This is a genomic window from Pseudomonas sp. Hp2 (genome assembly GCF_006386585.1).
GTDB classification, from domain to species: Bacteria; Pseudomonadota; Gammaproteobacteria; order Xanthomonadales; family Xanthomonadaceae; genus Pseudomonas_S; species Pseudomonas_S boreopolis.
Genome location: NZ_VAHJ01000002.1, coordinates 450,562 through 470,844, shown reverse-complemented (window position 1 = coordinate 470,844; position 20,283 = coordinate 450,562). Strand labels below are relative to the sequence as shown.

General features: G+C 65.8%; 17 protein-coding genes. 13 read left to right on the top strand and 4 right to left on the bottom strand.

All coding sequences use genetic code 11. The features are described from left to right. The first annotated feature begins 4 nt into the window (after nucleotides 1-4). Together folP and FD678_RS07150 are read left to right on the top strand one after the other, a co-directional pair. Nucleotides 5-886, top strand: coding sequence for a dihydropteroate synthase (gene folP, locus FD678_RS07155; RefSeq protein ID WP_140720671.1), 882 nt, complete (start codon nucleotides 5-7; stop codon nucleotides 884-886). Continuing rightward, nucleotides 871-2,082 carry an MFS transporter gene (locus FD678_RS07150; RefSeq protein ID WP_140720669.1) on the top strand — a complete coding sequence of 404 codons (1,212 nt, stop codon included), beginning with the start codon at nucleotides 871-873 and terminating at the stop codon, nucleotides 2,080-2,082. Before folP ends, FD678_RS07150 begins: the two co-directional genes overlap by 16 nt. A gap of 18 nt (nucleotides 2,083-2,100) precedes the next feature. On the opposite strand, the gene FD678_RS07145 is transcribed toward FD678_RS07150, so the two are convergent. Continuing rightward, nucleotides 2,101-2,997 carry a LysR family transcriptional regulator gene (locus FD678_RS07145; protein ID WP_256661879.1) on the bottom strand — a complete coding sequence of 299 codons (897 nt, stop codon included), beginning with the start codon at nucleotides 2,995-2,997 and terminating at the stop codon, nucleotides 2,101-2,103. A 114-nt stretch (nucleotides 2,998-3,111) separates the two neighbouring features. On the opposite strand from FD678_RS07145, the gene FD678_RS07140 reads away from it, so the two are divergent. The 11 genes from FD678_RS07140 (at nucleotide 3,112) to FD678_RS07090 (ending at nucleotide 16,168) form a co-directional block, all read left to right on the top strand. After that, nucleotides 3,112-3,744: an NADPH-dependent F420 reductase gene (locus tag FD678_RS07140; protein ID WP_140720665.1), complete on the top strand. Its 633-nt coding sequence runs from the start codon at nucleotides 3,112-3,114 to the stop codon at nucleotides 3,742-3,744. An 85-nt stretch (nucleotides 3,745-3,829) separates the two neighbouring features. Then, nucleotides 3,830-4,228 (top strand): DoxX family protein, encoded by a 399-nt coding sequence (locus FD678_RS07135; protein WP_140720663.1) that lies wholly within the window; start codon nucleotides 3,830-3,832, stop codon nucleotides 4,226-4,228. 60 nt (nucleotides 4,229-4,288) lie between these two features. Continuing rightward, complete coding sequence (locus FD678_RS07130; RefSeq protein ID WP_140720661.1) at nucleotides 4,289-5,092, top strand: dioxygenase family protein; 804 nt, start codon at nucleotides 4,289-4,291, stop codon at nucleotides 5,090-5,092. Then, nucleotides 5,089-5,769 carry an alpha/beta hydrolase gene (locus FD678_RS07125; protein ID WP_140720659.1) on the top strand — a complete coding sequence of 227 codons (681 nt, stop codon included), beginning with the start codon at nucleotides 5,089-5,091 and terminating at the stop codon, nucleotides 5,767-5,769. Before FD678_RS07130 ends, FD678_RS07125 begins: the two co-directional genes overlap by 4 nt. A 259-nt stretch (nucleotides 5,770-6,028) precedes the next feature. Continuing rightward, nucleotides 6,029-6,694 (top strand): response regulator transcription factor, encoded by a 666-nt coding sequence (locus tag FD678_RS07120; RefSeq protein ID WP_140720656.1) that lies wholly within the window; start codon nucleotides 6,029-6,031, stop codon nucleotides 6,692-6,694. Then, nucleotides 6,691-8,085, top strand: coding sequence for a sensor histidine kinase (locus FD678_RS07115; protein WP_140720654.1), 1,395 nt, complete (start codon nucleotides 6,691-6,693; stop codon nucleotides 8,083-8,085). Before FD678_RS07120 ends, FD678_RS07115 begins: the two co-directional genes overlap by 4 nt. Before the next feature lie 226 nt (nucleotides 8,086-8,311). Beyond that, a complete protein-coding gene (locus FD678_RS07110; RefSeq protein ID WP_218569561.1) occupies nucleotides 8,312-9,922 on the top strand; it encodes an efflux transporter outer membrane subunit in 1,611 nt (536 codons plus the stop codon). Next, entirely contained in the window at nucleotides 9,919-11,109 is a 1,191-nt protein-coding gene (locus tag FD678_RS07105) for an efflux RND transporter periplasmic adaptor subunit (protein WP_218569560.1), read from the top strand. Before FD678_RS07110 ends, FD678_RS07105 begins: the two co-directional genes overlap by 4 nt. After that, nucleotides 11,106-14,213, top strand: coding sequence for an efflux RND transporter permease subunit (locus FD678_RS07100; RefSeq protein WP_218569559.1), 3,108 nt, complete (start codon nucleotides 11,106-11,108; stop codon nucleotides 14,211-14,213). Before FD678_RS07105 ends, FD678_RS07100 begins: the two co-directional genes overlap by 4 nt. A 137-nt stretch (nucleotides 14,214-14,350) precedes the next feature. Next, nucleotides 14,351-15,145 (top strand): MipA/OmpV family protein, encoded by a 795-nt coding sequence (locus FD678_RS07095; RefSeq protein ID WP_140720651.1) that lies wholly within the window; start codon nucleotides 14,351-14,353, stop codon nucleotides 15,143-15,145. Nucleotides 15,146-15,205: 60 nt separating this feature from the next. Continuing rightward, on the top strand, nucleotides 15,206-16,168 hold the full coding sequence (locus tag FD678_RS07090) for an MlaA family lipoprotein (RefSeq protein ID WP_140720649.1): 963 nt from the start codon (nucleotides 15,206-15,208) through the stop codon (nucleotides 16,166-16,168). Between the two features lie 221 nt (nucleotides 16,169-16,389). Here FD678_RS07090 and FD678_RS07085 read toward each other — a convergent pair whose 3' ends face one another. The 3 genes from FD678_RS07085 to FD678_RS07075 all read right to left on the bottom strand — a co-directional run bounded on the left by FD678_RS07085 (nucleotide 16,390) and on the right by FD678_RS07075 (nucleotide 20,263). Further along, nucleotides 16,390-17,703: an NAD(P)/FAD-dependent oxidoreductase gene (locus FD678_RS07085; protein ID WP_256661878.1), complete on the bottom strand. Its 1,314-nt coding sequence runs from the start codon at nucleotides 17,701-17,703 to the stop codon at nucleotides 16,390-16,392. Continuing rightward, complete coding sequence (locus FD678_RS07080; RefSeq protein ID WP_140720647.1) at nucleotides 17,700-18,083, bottom strand: cupin domain-containing protein; 384 nt, start codon at nucleotides 18,081-18,083, stop codon at nucleotides 17,700-17,702. The genes FD678_RS07085 and FD678_RS07080 overlap by 4 nt, the downstream gene beginning before the upstream one ends. A gap of 116 nt (nucleotides 18,084-18,199) precedes the next feature. Continuing rightward, a complete protein-coding gene (locus FD678_RS07075; RefSeq protein WP_218569558.1) occupies nucleotides 18,200-20,263 on the bottom strand; it encodes a TonB-dependent receptor in 2,064 nt (687 codons plus the stop codon). Between the last annotated feature and the right edge of the window lie 20 nt (nucleotides 20,264-20,283).

The following is a 20,283-nucleotide window of genomic DNA, read 5'->3' as shown; positions in this document are numbered from 1 at the left end:
GATCATGAACAACGCAACGCAACTCACCGCCCGCGGCTCGGTTCTCGACCTGAGCCACCCCCACGTCATGGGGATACTCAATGTCACCCCGGATTCATTCTACGACGGGGGACGCCACAACACGCCGGGAAAGGCGATCGATCATGCCCATGCGCTGATCAGGGATGGCGCCACGATCATCGATGTCGGCGGCGAATCGACGCGGCCCGGTGCTGCGCAGGTCAGTGTTGACGAAGAGCTGCATCGGGTGATTCCAGTCGTCGAAGCGCTTGCCCGGCGCTTTGACGTCTGGCTTTCGGTCGACACCTCCAAGCCGGAAGTGATCACCGCCTCCGCACAAGCGGGTATCCACCTCATCAATGACATCCGCTCGCTGAGCGAGCCGGGTGCGCTGGAAGCGGCAGCCGACAGTGAACTGCCGGTGTGCCTGATGCACATGCAGGGCGAGCCGCGGACCATGCAGGTCGCACCGCACTACGACGACATCGTGGTCGAGGTATCCAGCTACCTCCAGGCGCAGATCGAACGATGCATGGCTGCCGGCATCGCGCGTGACAGGCTGCTGCTCGATCCTGGGTTCGGCTTCGGGAAGCGGCTCGCCCACAACTATGGATTGCTGGCAAGGCTGGAGGAGCTGCAGGCGTTCGGGTTGCCGCTGCTGGTCGGCATGTCGCGCAAGTCCATGGTCGGACAGCTCCTGGACGTCCCACCGTTGGAGCGGCTGCATGGCAGCGTCGCCTGCGCAGTGATCGCGGCCATGCACGGTGCCCACATCGTGCGCGTGCATGACGTGCGGGCGACCGTGGATGCGATGCGCGTCGTCGAGGCCACACGTGCGGCAATGTACCGGCACCCAAGCGAGAGCGCGGCATGCCTGGCGTCGTGACCCCTCTTCCCGGAGAGGCAGCTTCGCCGGTCAGCCGGGCCAGGCATGCCGCCATCATCTTCGCGCTTGCGTTCGGTGGCTTCGCGATCGGGGTGAGCGAGTTCTCGATCATGGGACTGATGCCCAATGTCGCCAGCGACTTCGGCATCACCGAGCAGGCCGTCGGACGCCTGATCAGCGTCTATGCGCTCGGAGTGGTGGTGGGAGCGCCCACCATGGCGCTGCTGGGCGGGCGCGTGAAGCGCAAGACCATGCTGATGGCGCTGATGCTGCTCTACGCCATCGCCAACCTTGCCAGCGCACTGGCACCGGACTATCGGTGGATGCTGATCGCCCGGTTCGTGTCGGGACTCCCGCACGGCGCCTTCTTCGGCCTGGCGGCCCTTGTCGCCGCTTCTGTCAGCACGCCCGGACAGCGCGGCGCCGCGGTTGCCAAGGTGATGTTCGGCATCACGCTCGCACTACTGATCGGCAATCCACTGGCCGTTGGCATCGGCCAGTCGCTGAGCTGGCGGTACGCCTTTTACGCCGTGTCGGCCGGCGCCCTGATCACGGCCGTGCTGATCGCGATCTCGCTGCCGCCGCGCCAGGAGGGCCAGGCGCCCAGCATGCGGCAGGAACTGCGCGACTTCCATCGCGCCGAGGTATGGCTGGCCTTGCTGGTGGGCTCGGTGGGATTCTCGGGCCTGTTTTGCGTCTTCAGCTACATGGCCCCGACGATGACGAATGTTACAGGCGTATCCGAACACTGGATTCCATTCGGGGTCGCCACCTTCGGCGTGGGCTCCCTGCTCGGTGCCCAGGTGGGAGGCTGGATGTTCGACAGGTTCGGCAGTCGGGCGGTGTCGCTGAGCCTGATCGGGGCTGTCGTCGTGCTCCTGCTCTACTTCTTCGCGGTACGGTCACCGCTCTCTGTCATTCCCGGCATCGTGCTGGTGGGTACGATGGGGACGCTGGTTCCCATCATGCAGATCCATCTGCTGGACGTGGCCCGGGATGCACAGGGCCTGGCATCGGCCTCCAACCAGGCCGCCTTGAACGTCGCCAACGCCCTGGGGCCATGGTTCGGCGGCCTGGCCATCACCGCCGGGCTGGGATGGGCGTCGACCGGACTGGTGGGTGCCACGCTGTCCCTGGCCGCGCTCCTGATCTGGTCGCTGGCACCTGCCAGACTCAAACGAGCCGAGGTGCTTTAGCCGGCGCTCGCGTAGCCGCTATCGCCAGCACGGCGACGCGAACGCGTCGACCAGGAAATCGAGTATCCGCCGTGTCTTCATCGGCAGGTGCTTGCGACTGGGGTAGACGGCGTGGATGCCCAGCGTGAGCGATCGATACTCCGGCATCAGCTCGACGAGTCGCCCCTGTTTGAGATCCTCGCCGATCAGGAAATCTGGCTGGAGCACGATGCCCTGGTGCGCCAGTGCGGCGATCCGGCAGGTATCGCCGGAGTTGGTCCGGATATGCGGGCTGATCCGCACGTGCTCTTCCCCGGCCGGGCCGGTAAAGCGCCAATCGTCCCTGCCGGTCCAGTAACTGTAGGCCACGATGCGGTGCGTCGCCAGATCCTGCGGCGTCCGGGGATGCCCGTGCGCTTCCAGATAATCGCGAGAGGCGCACAGGACGATTCTCGTGGTCGTCAGTCGGCGGCCGATGAGCTGCGAGTCGGCGAGATTGGTGATGCGTACCGCGATGTCGTAACCCTCCTCGACCAGATCGACCACGCGATCGTTCAAATCGACGTCCAGTTGCACCTTCGGGTTGGCATCGACAAACCGTGGCCACAGGGGGGCCAGATGCAGCAGGCCGAAGGAGACCGGTGCATTGATCCGCAAAACGCCAGCCGCTTCGGCACCGCGGGAGATGGTTTCTGTCTCCAGTTCGTCGAAGGCTGCCACCAGCTCGATGGCTCGCGTATGAAAGCGCTGCCCGTCCTCCGTCAGGGAAAGGCGGCGGGTGGTGCGGTGAAGCAGACGAATCCCCAAGCTGGCCTCCAATTCCCCCACATGTCGGGAAATCGCCGCCTTGGACAGGTTCGTTGCCTCTGCGGCCCCGACGAAGCTGCCAGCACGAACGACGGCGAGAAAGCTGCTCAATTGCTGCAGGTCGAGCACGAATTGTTCCCCTTTGCGTGACAAATAATCATTTGAACCGCTATTTATAACAATAAATGAAGAGAATAAAGTGGCAACCAATCCCGAACACGGGTCACCCACTTGGAGCTTCTCATGAACATCCTCATTCTTGGTGCCGGCAATATGGGCTCGGCATTTGCGCGTCAGTTCACCCAGGCCGGCCATCGGGTTCGGATCGTCGCGCGTGATCTTGAAAAGGCGGCGACTGTTGCCGCCGCCAATGCGCCGGCAACCGCAGTGGCGCTAGCCGACAGTGCCGCCGACAGCGATGTGATCATCGTGGCCACGCCCTACGAGCAGGCCGTCACCGCGCTGCATGCCGCCGGTTCCCTGGAAGGCAAGGTGATCGTGGACATCACCAATCCGCTCACGGCCGACTACATGGGCCTGACGCTGGGCCATGCCACTTCGGCGGCGGAGGAAATCGCCAAGGCGCTACCCGGCGCCCAGATCGTGAAGGCTTTCAACACGGTCCTGGCGCAAGTCCTCGCCGAAGGTCCTGCCTTCGCCAACGGCCAGACCGTGCCGGTCTTCTATGCCGGCGACGACGAACGTGCCAAGCAGACGGTGCGTGCACTGGCCGAAAGCATCGGTTTCCAGCCGATCGACGCGGGCAGTCTGAAGAACGCCCGTTATCTGGAGCCGGTCGGTGGACTGAACGTCTATTTCGCCTATGGCGCCGGCCAGGGCACCCAGATCGCGCCCACCTGGATCCATCGCAACTGACCCCCGAAACAGGCAACGGGCCACATTGCGCGGCCCTTGCCACCTTTCCTTTCTCTCCATTTGATCCGTAGACAGGACACTCGCCATGAAATCGCATGCCATTCTCTCGCTGCTGGGCCGCTTCGCCCTGGCGCTGATCTTCATCATCACCGGCTGGAGCAAGATCACCGGCTACGCCGGCACCCAGCAGTACATGGAAGCCATGGGCGTCCCCGGTGCCTTGCTGCCGCTGGTGATCGCGCTCGAGCTTGGAGGTGGCCTGGCCATCGCCGCCGGTCTGCTCACGCGCTGGATCGCGGTCGCGATGGCGCTGTTCTCGGTCGCCACGGCGCTCATCTTCCATGCCGATTTCGGCGATGCCGCGCAGGCCATCAATTTCTGGAAGAACCTCTCGATGGCGGGCGGCTTCCTCCTGCTGGCCGCCAATGGCGCTGGCGCCCTGAGCATCGACGCGCGGCGCTCCGGCTCCGCCCAGGCATCGTAAGTTCACCTGTTCCCCGGCGCGGCAGCGGGCGAAGTACGCCCGCTGCCCTGGAGAGACACCATGTCCCGTGCTCCTTCACTCTTCATTTCCCACGGCTCGCCGATGTTCGCGCTGGAACCGGGCGTGCTCGGCCCGAACCTGCAACGTGTGGGCGCCTGGCTGCATGAGATCCCGGCCATCGTCGTCGTGTCGCCGCACTGGCAGACGTCCGGATTGCGTGTGACCGCGACCCGGCAGAACTCGACCATTCACGACTTTGGCGGCTTTCCTCAGGCGCTCTATGCGCTGCAGTACGAACCGCCGGGAGCGCCTGCCTTGGCCGCCGACATTGTCCGGATGCTCGGCGACGCGGGCCTGCCGGCCACGCTCGATCCGCAGCGCGGCCTGGATCATGGCGCCTGGGTGCCGCTGCGCTACCTGAAGCCTGCGGCCGACGTTCCGGCGCTGCAAGTCTCCCTGCCAGCGCGGATGGACGCGCAGGGCGCGGTGCAACTGGGCAAGGCACTGGCCCCGCTGCGCGAGCGCGGCGTGCTGGTCGTCGGCTCGGGCAGCCTCACCCACAACCTCGACGAGTTCCGCAGCCACATCCGGGACCCGGAGTACGCACAGACCTTCGCCGACTGGGTCGCCGAGGCGATCGCGCACCGCGACGATGAGGCGCTGGTGCGCTACCGCAGCCTCGCCCCTCACGCCGCGCGTGCGCATCCAACCGAAGAACACTATCTCCCCTTGCTGGTGGCACTCGGCGCAAGCACGCAGGACGAAGACCGCATCCGGATTCCCGGAGGCATGACCTACGAGGTGCTGTCGATGGACTCCTTCGGCTTCGGCCTCACCCCCACCATCCCCCTGGAAGCCACATGAACGCCACGATTTCCGAACTTCGTACCGACCTGTCGCTTGCGTTCCGCACCACCTCGCCCGATACCGCGCCGGCCAAGCGGCTGCTCGTGCTGCTGCATGGCGTAGGCGGCAACGAAACCAATCTTGCGCCGTTGGGGGACACGCTGATCGACACCCGCGTGATCCTGGCACGTGGCCCACTCACGTTCGCTCCCGGCCAGCACGCCTGGTTCCAGGTGTCGTTCGGCCCCCAAGGACCGCGCCCGGATCTGGTGGCGGCGGAGCAGAGCCGGCAGCGACTGGCGAGCTTCATCTCGGAACTTCAGGCAACGTACGCCGTACCCGCCTCGCAGACGGTGGTGGCCGGCTTCAGCCAGGGCGGCATCGTGAGCGCCAGCATCGGCCTCACCCAGCCTGGGCTCGTCGCCGGCTTCGGCATCCTCTCCGGTCGTATCCTGCCCGAGATCGCGCCGCAACTGGCCAATCGTTCTGCGCTGGCCGAGGTCAATGGCTTCATCGGCCATGGCCGGGACGACACCAAGCTGACGGTCGATTGGGCGCATCGCGCGGATGCATGGCTGAGCGAACTCGGCATTCCCCATGAGACGCACCTGTACCCGGGTGACCACGGCATTCCTCCCGCCATGCAGAAGGACTTTCTTGCCTGGTTCGGACGTCTGGTCGGCCAAGAAAGCTGAACCCACATCCTCTGGCCGGTGGCAACTGCGGGAAACGCGAGGGCGCATCCTGGCTGCGGCATGCCGGGCTCGGCCCAGCACGCCGCGCCCATCGAAGGCGCTGGATATGGCTGGGCGCCCCGGGTCAATCCCATCTTCGGATCCGCCGAAGTTGCAAAATCGGCAGGGAAAAGACTGCCGTACCATGGCTTAAAAAGATATTAAAGCGTCTGCTTCATGATTTCTCGAGAACCGAAGCCCGATCGGGGAATGACGTGACATGAACCTCCTACTCGTAGAAGACGACCAGATGCTGGGCGAAACCATCCGCGATGGGGCACGCCAGAGTGGATGGCACATCGATCACGTCGGCGACGCGAACACCGCGCGCAGCGCCCTGGTGGACCACAGCTACGCGGCCGTCCTGCTCGACATCGGTCTTCCGGGCGATTCCGGTCTGGCCGTCCTGCGCTCGATGCGGAGTCGCTACGACGCCACGCCCGTTCTGATCCTGACGGCACGCGGCCAGCTCAGCGAGCGCATCGCCGGCCTCGATGCCGGCGCCGACGACTACCTGGTCAAGCCGTTCCAGTTCGACGAGCTCTGGGCACGCGTGCGATCGGTCATCCGCCGCAGCCAGGGACGTGTCGTCCCGGTGTTCACCCATGGGGACATCCTCATCGACCGCAGCAAGCGAGTGGTCACCAAGGCCGGCACCGAGGTCGTCCTCAGTGCCCACGAGTACCGTACGCTGCTTGCCCTGGTCGAGCGGCCTGGCCATGTCGTCACACGCGACCATCTGCACGATGTCGTCTACGGCACAGCGAGCAATGTCGAGAGCAATACCATCGCGGTGTTCATCCACCAGTTGCGACGCAAGCTCGGCGACGATCTGATCCGGACCGTCCATGGGCTGGGCTACGTCATCGGCCAGCCGACCGCATGAAGTCGCGCTCCTTCAACGCGCAACTCATCCTGGTGATCGTCGCGGTCATCGCCCTGTGCTGGACGGTGGTGCTCGGGATCGTGCTCACGCAGCTCTCGCTCAACCGCACCAGCACCTGGGACGAAAAGCTCGGCGCGATCGCCACCCAGCTCCTGGTGACGATCCCCGCCGACAGCGACTTCGACGGAGAAGGCAGGCCGGGCCTCAAGCTGAAGGAGGTCGCCGGCACCGAACACGAGCAACTGGTGTTCCAGATCTGGATTGATCGCAAGCGAATGGTCGCCAGCACGCCCGGGTCCCCCGAGTCGCCGCTTCAGCCCGACTTCTCCGATGGAGCGGCCTCCACCCAGGTCGAGAATGAGAAGTGGCGTGTCTTTTCCGCAACCGACAGCACGGGACGAGTGACCGTCCAGGTGGGCAATCTGCAGAGCATCGTCGATGCGGACATGCGCCACGAGGCGGCCCATGCGCTGGCCCTGGCAACGGTCCTGCTCATCATCGCAGGTCTTGTCATGTGGTTCGTCAGCCAGGCTGCACTCAAACCCGTACGAGCGCTCGGCACCGCCATGCGCCACCGCCGCCGCTTCGATTTCACCGCCTTGCCGCTGGATCGCTTGCCGCGGGAACTGCATCCATTGGTCGACTCCTTCAACCATGTCCTCAAGCAGCTGGACGAGGCCATCGAAGGCGAGCGCCGCTTCATTGGGGATGCCGCCCATGAGCTGCGCACACCGTTGTCAGCCTTGCAGGCCCAGGCCGAAATCGCACTGCGAGCCACCGATCCTCAAGACAAAGATGCCGCCCTGAGGAAGCTGCTGGTTGTCGCCAAGCGCAGCACACGGCTGTCCGAGCAGTTGCTCGATCTGGCGAGCATCAGTGCGGGTGCCAAGGCCCCCAAGCACGTACCGGCCGATTTGAACAAGCTGGTGCAGCACGTTGCCCAGGAGTTCGAGGTCTATGCCAACCTGAACCAGCGTTCGCTATTCCTGGATGTGCATGCCTGCAGAATCTCCTGCGACATCGATGAGATCGGCATCTTGCTGCGTAACCTCATGCACAACGCCATGCGCTACACCAGCGAAGGCGGCAACGTGCTCGTGCGCTGCGGCTATGAGGCCTCAGAAGGAGGCGAACGGGCGCAACCCATGGTCTATCTGGAAGTTACAGATGACGGCCCGGGCGTTCCGGCCGAGCAGCGCGAGGCCATCTTCGAGCGCTTCTACCGGGTCGCGGGCACGCCTGTGCGTGGTAGCGGCATCGGCCTGTCGCTCGTGGCCGGCATTGCGGAAGCTCACAATGCCACCATCCACACCGGCACCGGGCTGGAAGGGCGGGGGCTCATGGTGCGCGTCATTTTCCCGGGCATCGTCGAGCCAGGCCGCCCAGGCTGATCCAACCGACCTTGTCGCGCCCGGTGGGGTTCGTTCTTCCATGAGGCCATCGCGAGACATCGAGCTTGGCTGAGGGCGCGTGAGATACATGCCGTTCACATTTTTTCGCTGAACGGCCCTTTTCTTAAAAAATTCCTAATAACTCTAAAAATCCCCTAAATCCGCTTGGGCAGTATCCGCTCTTGCAGGCGCGTCGTCTCGACGTGCCACGAGACCGGAACGATTCATGCTGGATTGCAAGCCAAGCCCGGACACGCGGCCATCCCTGATCCGCCTGCAGCGCACCCCGCGCAGGCAATCCGGGGCCGCCCCCCGCTCGTATCGCCAGGAGCTGGGGGTCGCCCCGTCGCAGTATCTGCGCCGCCGGACAGGCCTGTCCGGTGCCGACGCTCTGCTGGGCGGTGGGTCGCGTGGCCTGGCCATGCTGTTGCTGGCGATGCTGACGGGGTGCGCGACCCAAGGGCCATACCAGGCGACGCCTCTGGAGGCGCCCGAGGCCTGGACCATGCCTGCTGCGGAGGCAGCGCTGGCCACGCCCAGCGATGAGTCCTGGTGGCGCCAGCTCAACGACCCCGCCATCGATGTTCTGGTGGACGCTGCACTGGCCGACAGTCCCAGCATCGCGCAAGCCATCGCCAAGGTCGACGAGGCGCGTGCCTTGCTCGGTGCCACCTCGGCGCAGCGCATGCCCTCGGTGGACGTCAACGGCTATGCCACGCGGGCCCGCAGCCTGGAGACCGACAGCCCCACGGGCACGATCCTGAGCACGCAGAGCGGCATCGGGCCCGAGCTGTCCTGGGAGATCGACCTTTTCGGCCGGGTGCGCAACTCGGTCGAGGCCGGCGCGCTGCGGATCCAGGCACGCGATGCGGACGCCAAGGCAGCCCGGCTGGCGCTGACCTCACAGATCGGCGACCTGGTGCTGGCCTTGCGCGCCTGCGAGTTGTCCAGTTCCGTGCTGCACGAGGAAATCGACTCGCGCGAAAACACACTGGCGCTGACCCGCCGGCGGCTGGAAACCGGCTTCGTCGCCCCCATTGAAGAGGCTCGGGCGCAAAGCGGCCTGGCCACCGCGCGCACAACGCTGGCCACGCGCCAGGAAGCCTGCGCACGCCACATCAACGCATTGGTAGCCATCACCGGTCAGCCACGCGGCACTGTGCAAGCGGTGGTGGCCGTGGACACGCAGGCGGTCAGCGTGGCGCAGCGGGTCACGGCCATCCCGTCTGCGCCAGTCGTGCAACTGGCGTTGCCGGCTACGGTCCTCGCAGCCCACCCGGCCGTCGTCGCCGCCGAACGCGAAGCGGCCGCGGCGTGGTCGGAGATCGCGGTCGCGCGCGCCGAGCGCCTGCCCCGGCTCGATCTGGCGGCTGCGCTCAGCGGGCAGTGGCTGCGGGCCGCCGGCCAGTCCCTGAGCGAGACCGTCTGGTCTCTCGGCCCGACGCTTGGCGCTCCTGTCTTCGACGGCGGCCGCGGTGCCGCCAATGTCTCGGCCGCCCAAGCCCGCCATCGCGCCGCCGAGGCCAACCTGCGCCTGGCGGTTCGCGCCGCTGCACAGGACGTCGAGAACGCCATGGCCGCCATCGAATCGGCCACTGCGCGCCGGCGCAGCACGCTGGACGCCGTCACCGCCGCGCAGCGCGTGCTGGACGCGACGCAGGCGCGCTGGAACGTCGGTGCCGTGAGTTTGTTCGAGGTCGAAGATGCGCGTCGCCAGCTGGCCGACGCTCAAGACAGCGCCATCGCCGCTGCACACGACAGCAACCGTGCCTGGATCGCCCTGGTGCGCGCCTCCGGCCACGCCAGCGCGGCCACGCCTGGTGGGGCGCTGTCATGACGATGTCCATGTCATCTCCGAAGCTCACCGCGTCCGCAGCGGCATTGCGGCGCCGCCGGATCACCTTCGTCCTGGCGGGCGCCGCCCTGTTGGTGCTCGGTGCCGCCGCCTGGGGCTTCATGTCGCGCGCCGCCCCGCCGGCCCCGGCGCACAGCCTGGCTTCATTATCGGTGACGGCCACGGTTCCGCGCGAAGCGCAGTGGGCCAGAACCATCGAGGCCAGCGGCGTGGTCGCTCCCTGGCAGGAAGCCATCATCGGCGCACAGACCTCCGGGCTGAGCATCGCCCGGCTCGAGGTCGCGGTCGGTGACGTGGTGCGGCGCGGCCAACTCCTGGCTCGCTTCGACACGTCCACGCTGCGCGCCGAAGAGGCGCAGCTGTTGGCTGCGCTCACACAAGCGCAAGGCGTGGCGGCACAGGCGGATGCCAACCGTGCGCGCGCGCTCCAGCTCCAGGGCAGCGGTGGCATCAGCGAGCAGGAGGTGCAGCGCTACGTTACCGAAGCCATCACCGCCAAGGCCCAGGTGGGGGCCGCGCAGGCCCAGCTGGAGGCCAAGCGGCTGCAACTGCGCCAGGCCGACGTGGTCGCGCCGGATGATGGCGTGATCAGCGACCGCACCGCCACGCTGGGTGCGGTCGCCAACAACGGCCAGGAGCTGTTCCGCCTGGTGCGCCAGGGGCGGCTGGAATGGCGCGGCGAATTCACCGCGACGCAGATCGCCGCCATCGCCGTCGGCCAGGACGTCACCCTGCAACTGCCCGAGGGGCAGTCCGCCAAGGCCCGCGTACGTCAGATCGCGCCGCTTCTGGACACGCGCTCGCGGCTGGGGCTGGTGTATGCGGACATCGAGCCCGGAAGCCTGGCGCGCGGCGGCATGTACGTCGATGGCCGCATCGCGCTCGCGCCCAATGCGGCGCGGGTGGTTCCGGCATCGAGCGTGGTGGTGCGCGACGGGCGCAGCATCGTCTTCCGCCTGGAAAGCACGGGAAAGGAATCCAAGGTTCAGGCCCAGTCGGTGACGGTGGGCCGTCGCCAAGGCACCGAGGTCGAGATCCTGGACGCGCTTACCGGCGGTGAGCGCATCGTCGCCCAAGGGGCCGGCCTGCTGGCCGATGGCGACACCGTGCGGGTCGAGCCGGATCCGAGCGAGGCATCGGCCTCCGCGGCGGCGGGAGGGGAGCGATGAACTTCGCCACCTGGTCCCTGCGCAACCCCATCCCGGCCGTCCTGCTGTTCATGCTGCTGACGCTGGCAGGCTTGTACGGCTTCCGGCAGTTGCCGATCCAGGCCCTGCCGGACATGGACCTGCCCTCTGTCAACGTGACGCTGTCCCAGCCCGGCGCTGCGCCGGCCCAGCTTGAAACCGAGGTGGCACGCAAGGTGGAGGACTCCATCGCCACGCTCAGCGGACTGCGACATACGCGGACCACGATCACCGATGGCCAAGTCCATATCCAGGCCGAATTCGAGCTGGAGAAGCCGCTGTCCGACGCGCTGATCGAGACCAAGGATGCCGTCGACCGGGTGCGTTCGGACCTGCCGACGGATCTGCTGCAGCCGGCCGTCAGTGCACAGACGGTCAGCAGCAGCCCCATCCTGACCTATTCGGTCAGTTCCGAGACCATGGACGAAGTCGCGCTGTCCTGGTTCGTGGACGACACGTTGAGCAAGACCTTGTTCAACGTGCCGGGCGTGGGCGGGGTGAAGCGGCTGGGCGGCGTGCAGCGCGAGATCCGGGTCGACGTCGACCCGGTGCAGATGAATGCGTTGGGCGTCACCGCAGCCGACGTCTCGCGCGCGTTGCGCCGCACCCAACAGGATTCCTCGGGCGGACGCGGCCAACTGGGCGGCGAAGAGCAGTCGCTGCGCACTGTGGCCACGGTGCGACGGGCCGACGAACTGCGCGCCATGCCGGTCATTCTCGCCACCGGCGGCAAGGTGCGCCTGGATCAGGTCGCCTCGGTGCATGACACCGCCGCCGAACGCAGCCAGGCGGCGCTTCTGGACGGCAAGCCCGTCATCGGCTTCAGCATCCAGCGCACCAAGGGCTTCGACGAAACCCGCATCGCCGAAGGGGTGGCCGAGGCACTCCAGCAGCTCCAGGCCGAGCACACGTCCCTGCGGATTACCCCGATCTCTGGCAGCGTGGCCTACACGCTCGAACAGTTCCAGGGTTCGATGGCGATGCTCTACGAGGGCGCGCTCCTGGCCGTGCTGGTGGTCTGGCTGTTCCTGCGCGACTGGCGCGCCACGCTGGTCGCCGCCTCGGCGCTGCCACTGTCGATCCTGCCGGCCTTCGCTGCGATGTGGTGGCTGGGCTACTCGCTCAACACCCTCACGCTGCTGGCGCTGGCGGTGGTCGTCGGCATCCTGGTGGACGACGCCATCGTCGAAGTCGAGAACATCGAGCGACACCGGCGCATGGGCAAGCCGATCATGCAGGCCACGGCCGATGCGGTCAACGAGATCGCGCTGGCGGTGATCGCCACCACGGCGACCCTGGTGGTGGTGTTCGTGCCCACCACGCTCATGGGCGGCGTACCGGGTCTGTTCTTCAAGCAGTTCGGCTGGACCGCGGTCATCGCCGTGCTCGCCTCGTTGATGGTGGCGCGCCTGATCACCCCCATCATGGCCGCCAAGCTGCTCAAGCCCGGCACGCACGCGGCCAACGAGCAGGACGGCCCCTTGATGCGCCGTTACCTGCGGGTGGTGGACTGGAGCCTGCACCATCGCGGCAAGACCATGGCCGCGGCCGCGGCCTTCTTCGTCGGCTCGATGGCGCTGCTGCCCTTCATCCCCACGGGGCTGGTACCCCCGTCGGACCGGGGCTTCACCACGGTGACGCTGGAGCTGGCACCGGGCAGTGCCCTCAATGACACCGTGGCCACGGCCGAGCGGGTGCGCGCGGTGGTTGGCCAGTTGCCCGGCGTGCGGAGCGTCTTCACCACGGCCGGCGCCGCCGACAGCGGTAGCGATGCGCAGGTGAGCGACGTGCGCAAGGGCGAGCTCACGCTGGTGCTGACCGATCGCAAGGAGCGCGCCGTCCAGTCCGAGATCGAACAGACCGTGCGTGATGCGCTGGAGAAGATCCCCGGTGCGCGCTTCACCGTCGGCGGCGGCTCTGGCGAGCAGCTGCAGATGATCCTCGCCAGCGACAACGCCGGCGCGCTCAGGACCGCCGTGGATGCTTTCACCCGGGAGTTGCGTGCGGCCGGCCTGTCCGGTGTGCGCAGCACGGCCAGCCTGGAGCGCCCCGAGATCGTGGTACGGCCGGATCTCAACCGGGCAGCCGAACACGGCGTGAGCAGTGCCGCCATCGGCGAGCTGATGCGTACGGCCACCAGCGGCGACTTCGACTCCCAGCTGTCCAAGCTCAATCTGGACAACCGCCAGATCGGCATCCGGGTGCGCGTGCCCGACAGCGTGCGCCAGGACATCGCCGCGTTGTCCGGCCTGCGCGTGGCGTCGCGCGATGGCATGGTCCCGCTCTCCAGCGTGGCCACCTTCGCCGTGGAGAGCGGCCCGGCACAGATCGACCGCTACGACCGCCAGCGCTACGTCACCGTGACCGCCGACCTGGGCGCCCGTTCGCTGGGCGAAACCCTGGCCATCGCCAGTGCGCTGCCTGCGGTACAGAACATGGCCCCGGGCGTCTCGCTGATGCAGGCGGGCGACGCCGAAGTGGCCGCGGAGCTGTCGTCCGGCCTGGCGCTGGCGATCGTGACCGGCATCCTGTGCATGTTCTGCGTGCTGATCCTGCTGTTCAAGGACTTCTTCCAGCCGATCACGATCCTGTCGGCGATCCCGCTGTCCCTGGGCGGTGCCTTCATTGCGCTGCTGCTGGTGGGCAGCGAGCTCGACGTGCCTTCGATGATCGGCCTGGTGATGCTGATGGGCATCGTCACCAAGAACTCGATCCTGCTGGTCGAGTACGCGGTGCTGGCGCGTACCGAGCACGGACTCTCGGTGATCGATGCCCTGCTCGACGCCTGCCACAAGCGCGCCCGTCCCATCGTCATGACCACCGTCGCGATGATCGCCGGCATGTTGCCGATCGCGCTCGGCTTCGGTGCGGACGCCAGCTTCCGCCAGCCCATGGCGATCGCGGTGATCGGCGGACTGATCACGTCGACGCTGTTGAGCCTGGTCATCGTGCCGGCGGTGTTCAGCTACGTACACGACTTCGAGACCTGGCTCGCAGGACGCTTCAAGGCGGTCGGCGCGCAGGGTCAGCCGGCGAACCGCGTGTTGCCCACCGATCCCCCCGTTGCCGAAGGGAACCACCGATGAAAGCAAGCCGCGTACGCCTGACCGCCAACCGTGATCCTCCCGGCACGCGACGAAGCCACCTGCATGGCAGGTCCATGGCCCAGCCGTGGAGGACGACGAGATTTCTCCCCCCAATGCTTCAAGAAAAGGATCCAACCATGTTTCGACAACAACGCTCCCGTCTCCCGCTCGCTTCCTCCAGGCTGAGCGTCATCGCCGCGATGGCGCTGTCCACCGCGTGGGCGCCCTCGGCCTTCGCTCAGGATGACGCGTCCAGGGATAGCGGCCAGTGGGCCCTGGGCCTGGGTGCCGTCGTGCTCGACCAGCCGTATCGCGACATCGATCGCGAGGTGTTTCCTCTTCCGCTGATCTCGTACGAGAGCAAGTGGATCAGTGCCACCGTGCCCGTGTTAGACCTCAAGTTCTACTCGACCGATTCCCTCTCGCTGCGTGCCCGCGTCCGCTTGTCCGGCGAGGGCTACGAGTCGGACGATTCCCCGGCCCTGACGGGCATGGAAGATCGCAAGCGCAGCCTGTGGGCCGGCGGTGCGGTGAACTGGAAGACGGACTTCGTGAACGTCAGCGGGGAGGTGCTGGCCGACACCCTGGGCAACAGCAAGGGCACGCGGGCCAAGGTGCAGATCGATCGGCGCTTCGCCGCAGGCAGGTTCGGCTTCACTCCGCGCTTGGCTGCGGAATGGGTCGACGACAAGTACGTCGACTACTACTACGGCGTCCGCCAGTCCGAGGTGCTGGCGGACCGTGCGTTCTACGAAGGCAAGGCCACGACGAACGTGCAGTTCGGCCTGCGCGTGGACTACTCGCCGTCACGCCACCATGCGATGTTCATCGACGTCGCCGCCACGCGTTTCGGCAGCACCATCGAAGACAGCCCGCTGGTCGACCAGTCCACCGGCACCACCATCGCCGTGGGCTATGCCTACCGCTTCTGACCACGCCCTGCCCCCCATCCGCCATGGGCACTTGCGGCCCATGGCTCAGGAGATCCGACAATGAAGACGATCCAATCTCTCGTGCTGGCGGTGATCGTGCTGGGCACCAGCGCGTGCGCCGGCAATGCCGTCAAGCAAACGCCTGCGGCATCGCTGGATAGCGGAGCCACGCCTGCGGCCGTGCCGGTCGCGTCGGCAGCCCGTGGGGCCGGGGAGCCGGCGGCGCAGCCCCAGCCTCATGCGGCCGGCGCCATCGCCACCGCCGGCACGTCGGCGCCCGCACCCTCGGCAGTCTCGCCCACGGAAACCTCGCCCATGAAGCCGGCCTCGGTCGGCAGCCCGGACGCGGACGGCGCGCGCACGCAGGCCGAGCAGGATGCCGAGGAGCTGTACGCCCAGCCGCCGGTGCACGATCCCTGGGAAGGCTTCAACCGCAGGATGCACGCCTTCAACAACGTCCTCGACCGGTTCATCTTCCGCCCCGTGGCGATCGGCTACGACAAGATCACGCCCGATCCGGTCCAGGCAGGCGTGTCGCGGTTCTTCGGCAACCTGCGCCTGCCCGCCACCGCCTTGAACCAGGCGCTGCAGGGCCGGCCTGGCGAGGCCGGGCAGTCGCTCGGACGATTCGTCGTCAATTCCACGGCGGGCATCGGCGGCGTGTTCGACCCGGCGCGCCACATCGGCATGCCCAAGCCCGACGGCGAGGACCTGGGCCAGACCCTGGCGACCTGTGGGTGGCGGGACTCCCGCTACCTGGTGATGCCGATCATGGGGCCGCGCACGGTGCGTGACGCCTTGGGCGGCGTCGGCGACCAGCAGCTTTCGGTCATCAACCAGATCGACAACGCCAGCGTCGCCGACAAGCTGCAGATCATGCAGCTGGTGGATGTGCGTGCCCAGCTGCTCCCGACAGACCAGATGCGAAGGGAAGCAGTCGACGACTACGCCTTCGTCCGGGACGCCTGGGCGCAGCGGCGCAGTCGCCAGATCGAACAGGACCTGCGAGACACTCGCGATTAGTGTCGCCATGCGCCAGCCGGAGGATGACAGCGCAGGAACGGTGATCGTCATCGTCCCGAACGCCTCGTGGGGCTGAGCGCCAGTTCCACTTGCACGTCGAGCTGCAGCCGCCTCGGGAACAGGAGTCGATTGGTCAATAAGAGATCCCGAGGCGTCTTCCTACCCTGCCACAGCCATAGACGACTTCGGCAGGACCGTCCTCCCTAATGACCATCTCGCGATCAATCGGTCGAGCGTTTGGTGACGATGCGCGCGGCACGCTGGTAGCTCCAATACGCGATCACCCAGTTGACCAGGACAACGAAGCGATTGCGGAATCCGATCAGGAAGTACACGTGCGCCGCCAGCCAGAACCACCATGCCGGCAGGCCCGAGAACTTGAACCTGCCCACGTGGACGATGGCGGCCATGCGTCCGATCGTCGCCAGGTTGCCGTAGTCCTCGTAATGGAAGACCGGTGTCGTTTTCCCCGAGAGACGTGCACGCGCCGCACGCGCGATGTGCTTGCCCATCTGCTTCGCCGCTGGCGCCACGCCCGGCACAGGGCGACCATCCTGCTGGATGGAAGCCAAATCGCCGCCGATGAAAATGTCCGGATGACCGGGCACGCTCAGGTCCGGTTCGACTAGCACGCGCCCGGCGCGATCCAGCGGCACCCCAAGGCTTCGCCCCAAGGGTGATGCTGCAACACCTGCCGCCCACACCACGGTACGTGCCGGCACGAATACATCGCCCAAGGTGTAGCCGTTTTCGTCGATGTGCGTCACAGCAGTACCGGTCAACACTTCGACGCCCAGTTTTTCCAACTGGCGCTTCGCCTTGTCGGTCAAATCGGAGGGAAAGGAAGGCAACACTCGCGGCCCCGCCTCGATCAGTCGAACCTTGGCCTTGCGTGGATCGATGTGGCGGAACTCATCCTTCAACGTGTGTCTGGCGATCTCGGCCAGCGTACCGGCCAACTCCACGCCGGTCGGGCCTCCGCCGACGATGGCGAAGTTCAGCGATGCCTCGCGTGCCTGCGGATCGCTTTCGGCCTCCGCACGCTCGAACGCCAGCAGGAGCTTGCGCCGCAAATACATTGCATCGTCGAGCGTCTTCAAGCCCGGCGCATGCTCGGCCCAGTGATCGTTGCCGAAGTAGGCATGGGCTGCGCCAGTTGCCAACACCAGGCTGTCGTACTCCAGCATGTCGCCATCGGCGAGCACAACAACATGTTGCTGCGGCAGCACTTGCACCACGTCGCCCAGACGCACTTCCACGTTGCGCTGATCGCGCAGGATGTGGCGCAGCGGCGCCGCGATGTCCGGCGCCGACAAGCCCGCTGTCGCCACCTGATACAGCAGCGGCTGGAACAGGTGATGGTTTTGACGGTCGATCAAGGTGATGCGGATGTCGGAGGCCTCCAGCGCACGCGTCGCCCACAGGCCGGCGAAACCGCCACCCACCACGACAAGATGATGCTTTCGGTCCGCCATGTATCCGGTCTCCATGTCGCCATACCCGTCTTCGCTCATATCGGTGCCCTTGATGTTCACTTTACGGGTATGGAAAGCGCCTGCCCCTCGACCCCGGCATAGGTGCAGACGATTTCGGCGGCCTCATCGCCCGTATAGCCGCGGTGAACGTCATCCACGGACTCGGCGAACGCTTGGCCTGCTCCGATCACCCGCAGCTTGCCCGTCCCTCGCTCCTCCAGCGTGATCTGGCCCGAGATGACATAGCCGGCGTTGGGCATCGGGTGCGTATGCCAGGGCAGCGAGGTATGCGGCGGGATGTGGAACCTCAGCACCGTCAATTGCGGTCGTCCTTCCGGATAACGCTCATAGGGCTTTCCATTCCAGGAGGTATCGCTTCTGAGCAGCTCCTCCGAGTGGAGCGAACAAGCGCATTCAGGGGAATGAGTTTTCTCAGGCATGGGTTGGGTACTCCATAGATGATGTTGCAGATTCTTGATCCGAAAGCGCTGCGGCATTCCGCTGCGACGAGGAGACCGGCGCGGACATCCGCCACGCCTGCTGCCCGAATTCGATCTCAGAACACATAGCTCATGCTCAATCCGGCGCTCCAACTGCGTCCGGACGCCGGCTCGAAGTAGCGGCCATTACCTTCGTTCACAATGACCGATCCTACGTATCCGCGATCGAGCAGATTGTCGAGACGTGCGTAGGCATTCCATTCCCAGGAACCGCGGTGCCACCGATAGCCCGAGGAGAGCGAGGCCACGAAATAACCGGGTGCCGAATCGCTGTTGGCGTCATTCACGTAGATCTTGCTGAGGTAGCGCCCTTCGATGCCCAACCGCCAGCCCTCGGGGGGAGACCAGGCAAGCGCACCGTAGAGCATTTCCCTCGCAACCCCCGGAATGCGGTTTCCTGACGAGATCGCGGATCCCGCCACATCATCGCGGTAGCGTGCATCGATCCGGGTGTAGGCCCAATCGGTGCGCCAGTTTGTTGACTCCAGAATTGCGCTCCATTCCAGTTCGACGCCGTCGCGTCGGGTGCGTCCGCCATTGCGATAGGTTGCGCGACCATCGATGCTTCCGGCCGAGACGATTTCATCGCGCGTGTCGGTATGGAAAAGCGCCAAGGACAGCAGTCCGCCAGCTACTTGCGTTTTTGCTCCTAGCTCGTAGTTGTCGCTGACGGCTGGCTGCAAGCCCAGGTTCAGTCCAGCGCCTCCGTCTGGCCGATAGGAGGCTTCGTTGGTCGTCGGCGTTTCGAAACCACGGCCATAGGATGCGTAGAGCATCGTCGCCGAATTGATTCGATACCGCAGCGCACCCATTGGCAGCACCTTTCGATAACGAGTCGACCCGCTGTCGTTGCCGTTTCCTTCGGCGATGTAGTGGTCATTGGAGTCGAAACCCACGGTGCCGTACCGAAGGCCGGTGTCCAGCGTCCATCCTGGCGCAAACTCCCAGGATGCCTGGACATAAGGGTCGAGGTTGAAGACATCGTTGGTTTCATCTCGACGCAGTCTGCCACGTACCCCCACGGCACTCGGACTGCTGGCACTTCCCGTGAAGTTCTCGTAGCCCCTACGGCGCTCGCTCAGCGAGTCGTAGGACACCCCTCCGATCAAGGTGAGCGGCTGGCCAGCCAAACTCAGGCGTGATGTCCAACGCAGGTCGATGCCACCGTACTCGCGCTGAAGATCAATCACGCCACCGGCATGTTGGGGATTGCGCTGTGTGGCAACGGGAATGGATTGATACTGTACGGTGTCACGTTCACCGTAGTAGACCATGGCACGAAGATCGTTATTGGCATCCACTTGCCGCTCGTAGACTAGGCCACCTTGGGACTGCCTGACCGTCTTGCGGGTGTTGTACTGTTCCGCCTGCGGCGTGGCCTGCCTCGGATCTGCCTCATATTGCGAGCGGGTCAGGCCCAGCGGGTCGTCGGCCCTCAGATCCACGCTGTTGGCAACGAGGGTCAAGCGGCTATCGGGATCAAGCTGCAAACCCAGCTTCACGTTCCCCAAGTTCTTTTCTGCCCCACTGTGGCTGCGGTATCCGCCTGTGGTGAAGCGGTTGGTACTGACCACATAGTCGAGTGGGTCAGAGGCGCCGCTGACCTTGAGCCCGTAGCGCTCGGTGTCGTCGCTTCCAGCGCCGGCATCCGCTTGGACGCGGGGCGCTCCAGCGCCATCTTCAGTAAAGACCTGGAGCACACCACCCGACGCATTGCCGTACAAGGCCGAGAATGGTCCACGGAGCACCTCGATGCGGTCGATTGACGCGATGTCGATGTTCGACGTCTGTCCCTGTCCGTCCGGCATGGTGGCAGGGATACCGTCCACGTAGAGCCTGACGCCACGCACACCAAACGTCGAGCGGGCACCGTACCCGCGCATGGATATCTGCAAATCCTGCGCATAGTTCTGGCGATTCTGTATCTGCAGGCCGGGCACGTGCCCGAGGCTTTCTGAAAGATTGATTCCCGGACGGTCCGTACGCATCTGGACGCCATCGACAATGCTCACTGATGCGGGCGTGTCCTGCGGGCTGGTGCCATAACGAGTACTGGTGACCACGACCGTATCCAGCGTGGTGGTTTGCGCTACCGCAACCGCAATTGGCGTCAGAGTCATGCCCCAACAAGCCATACCCG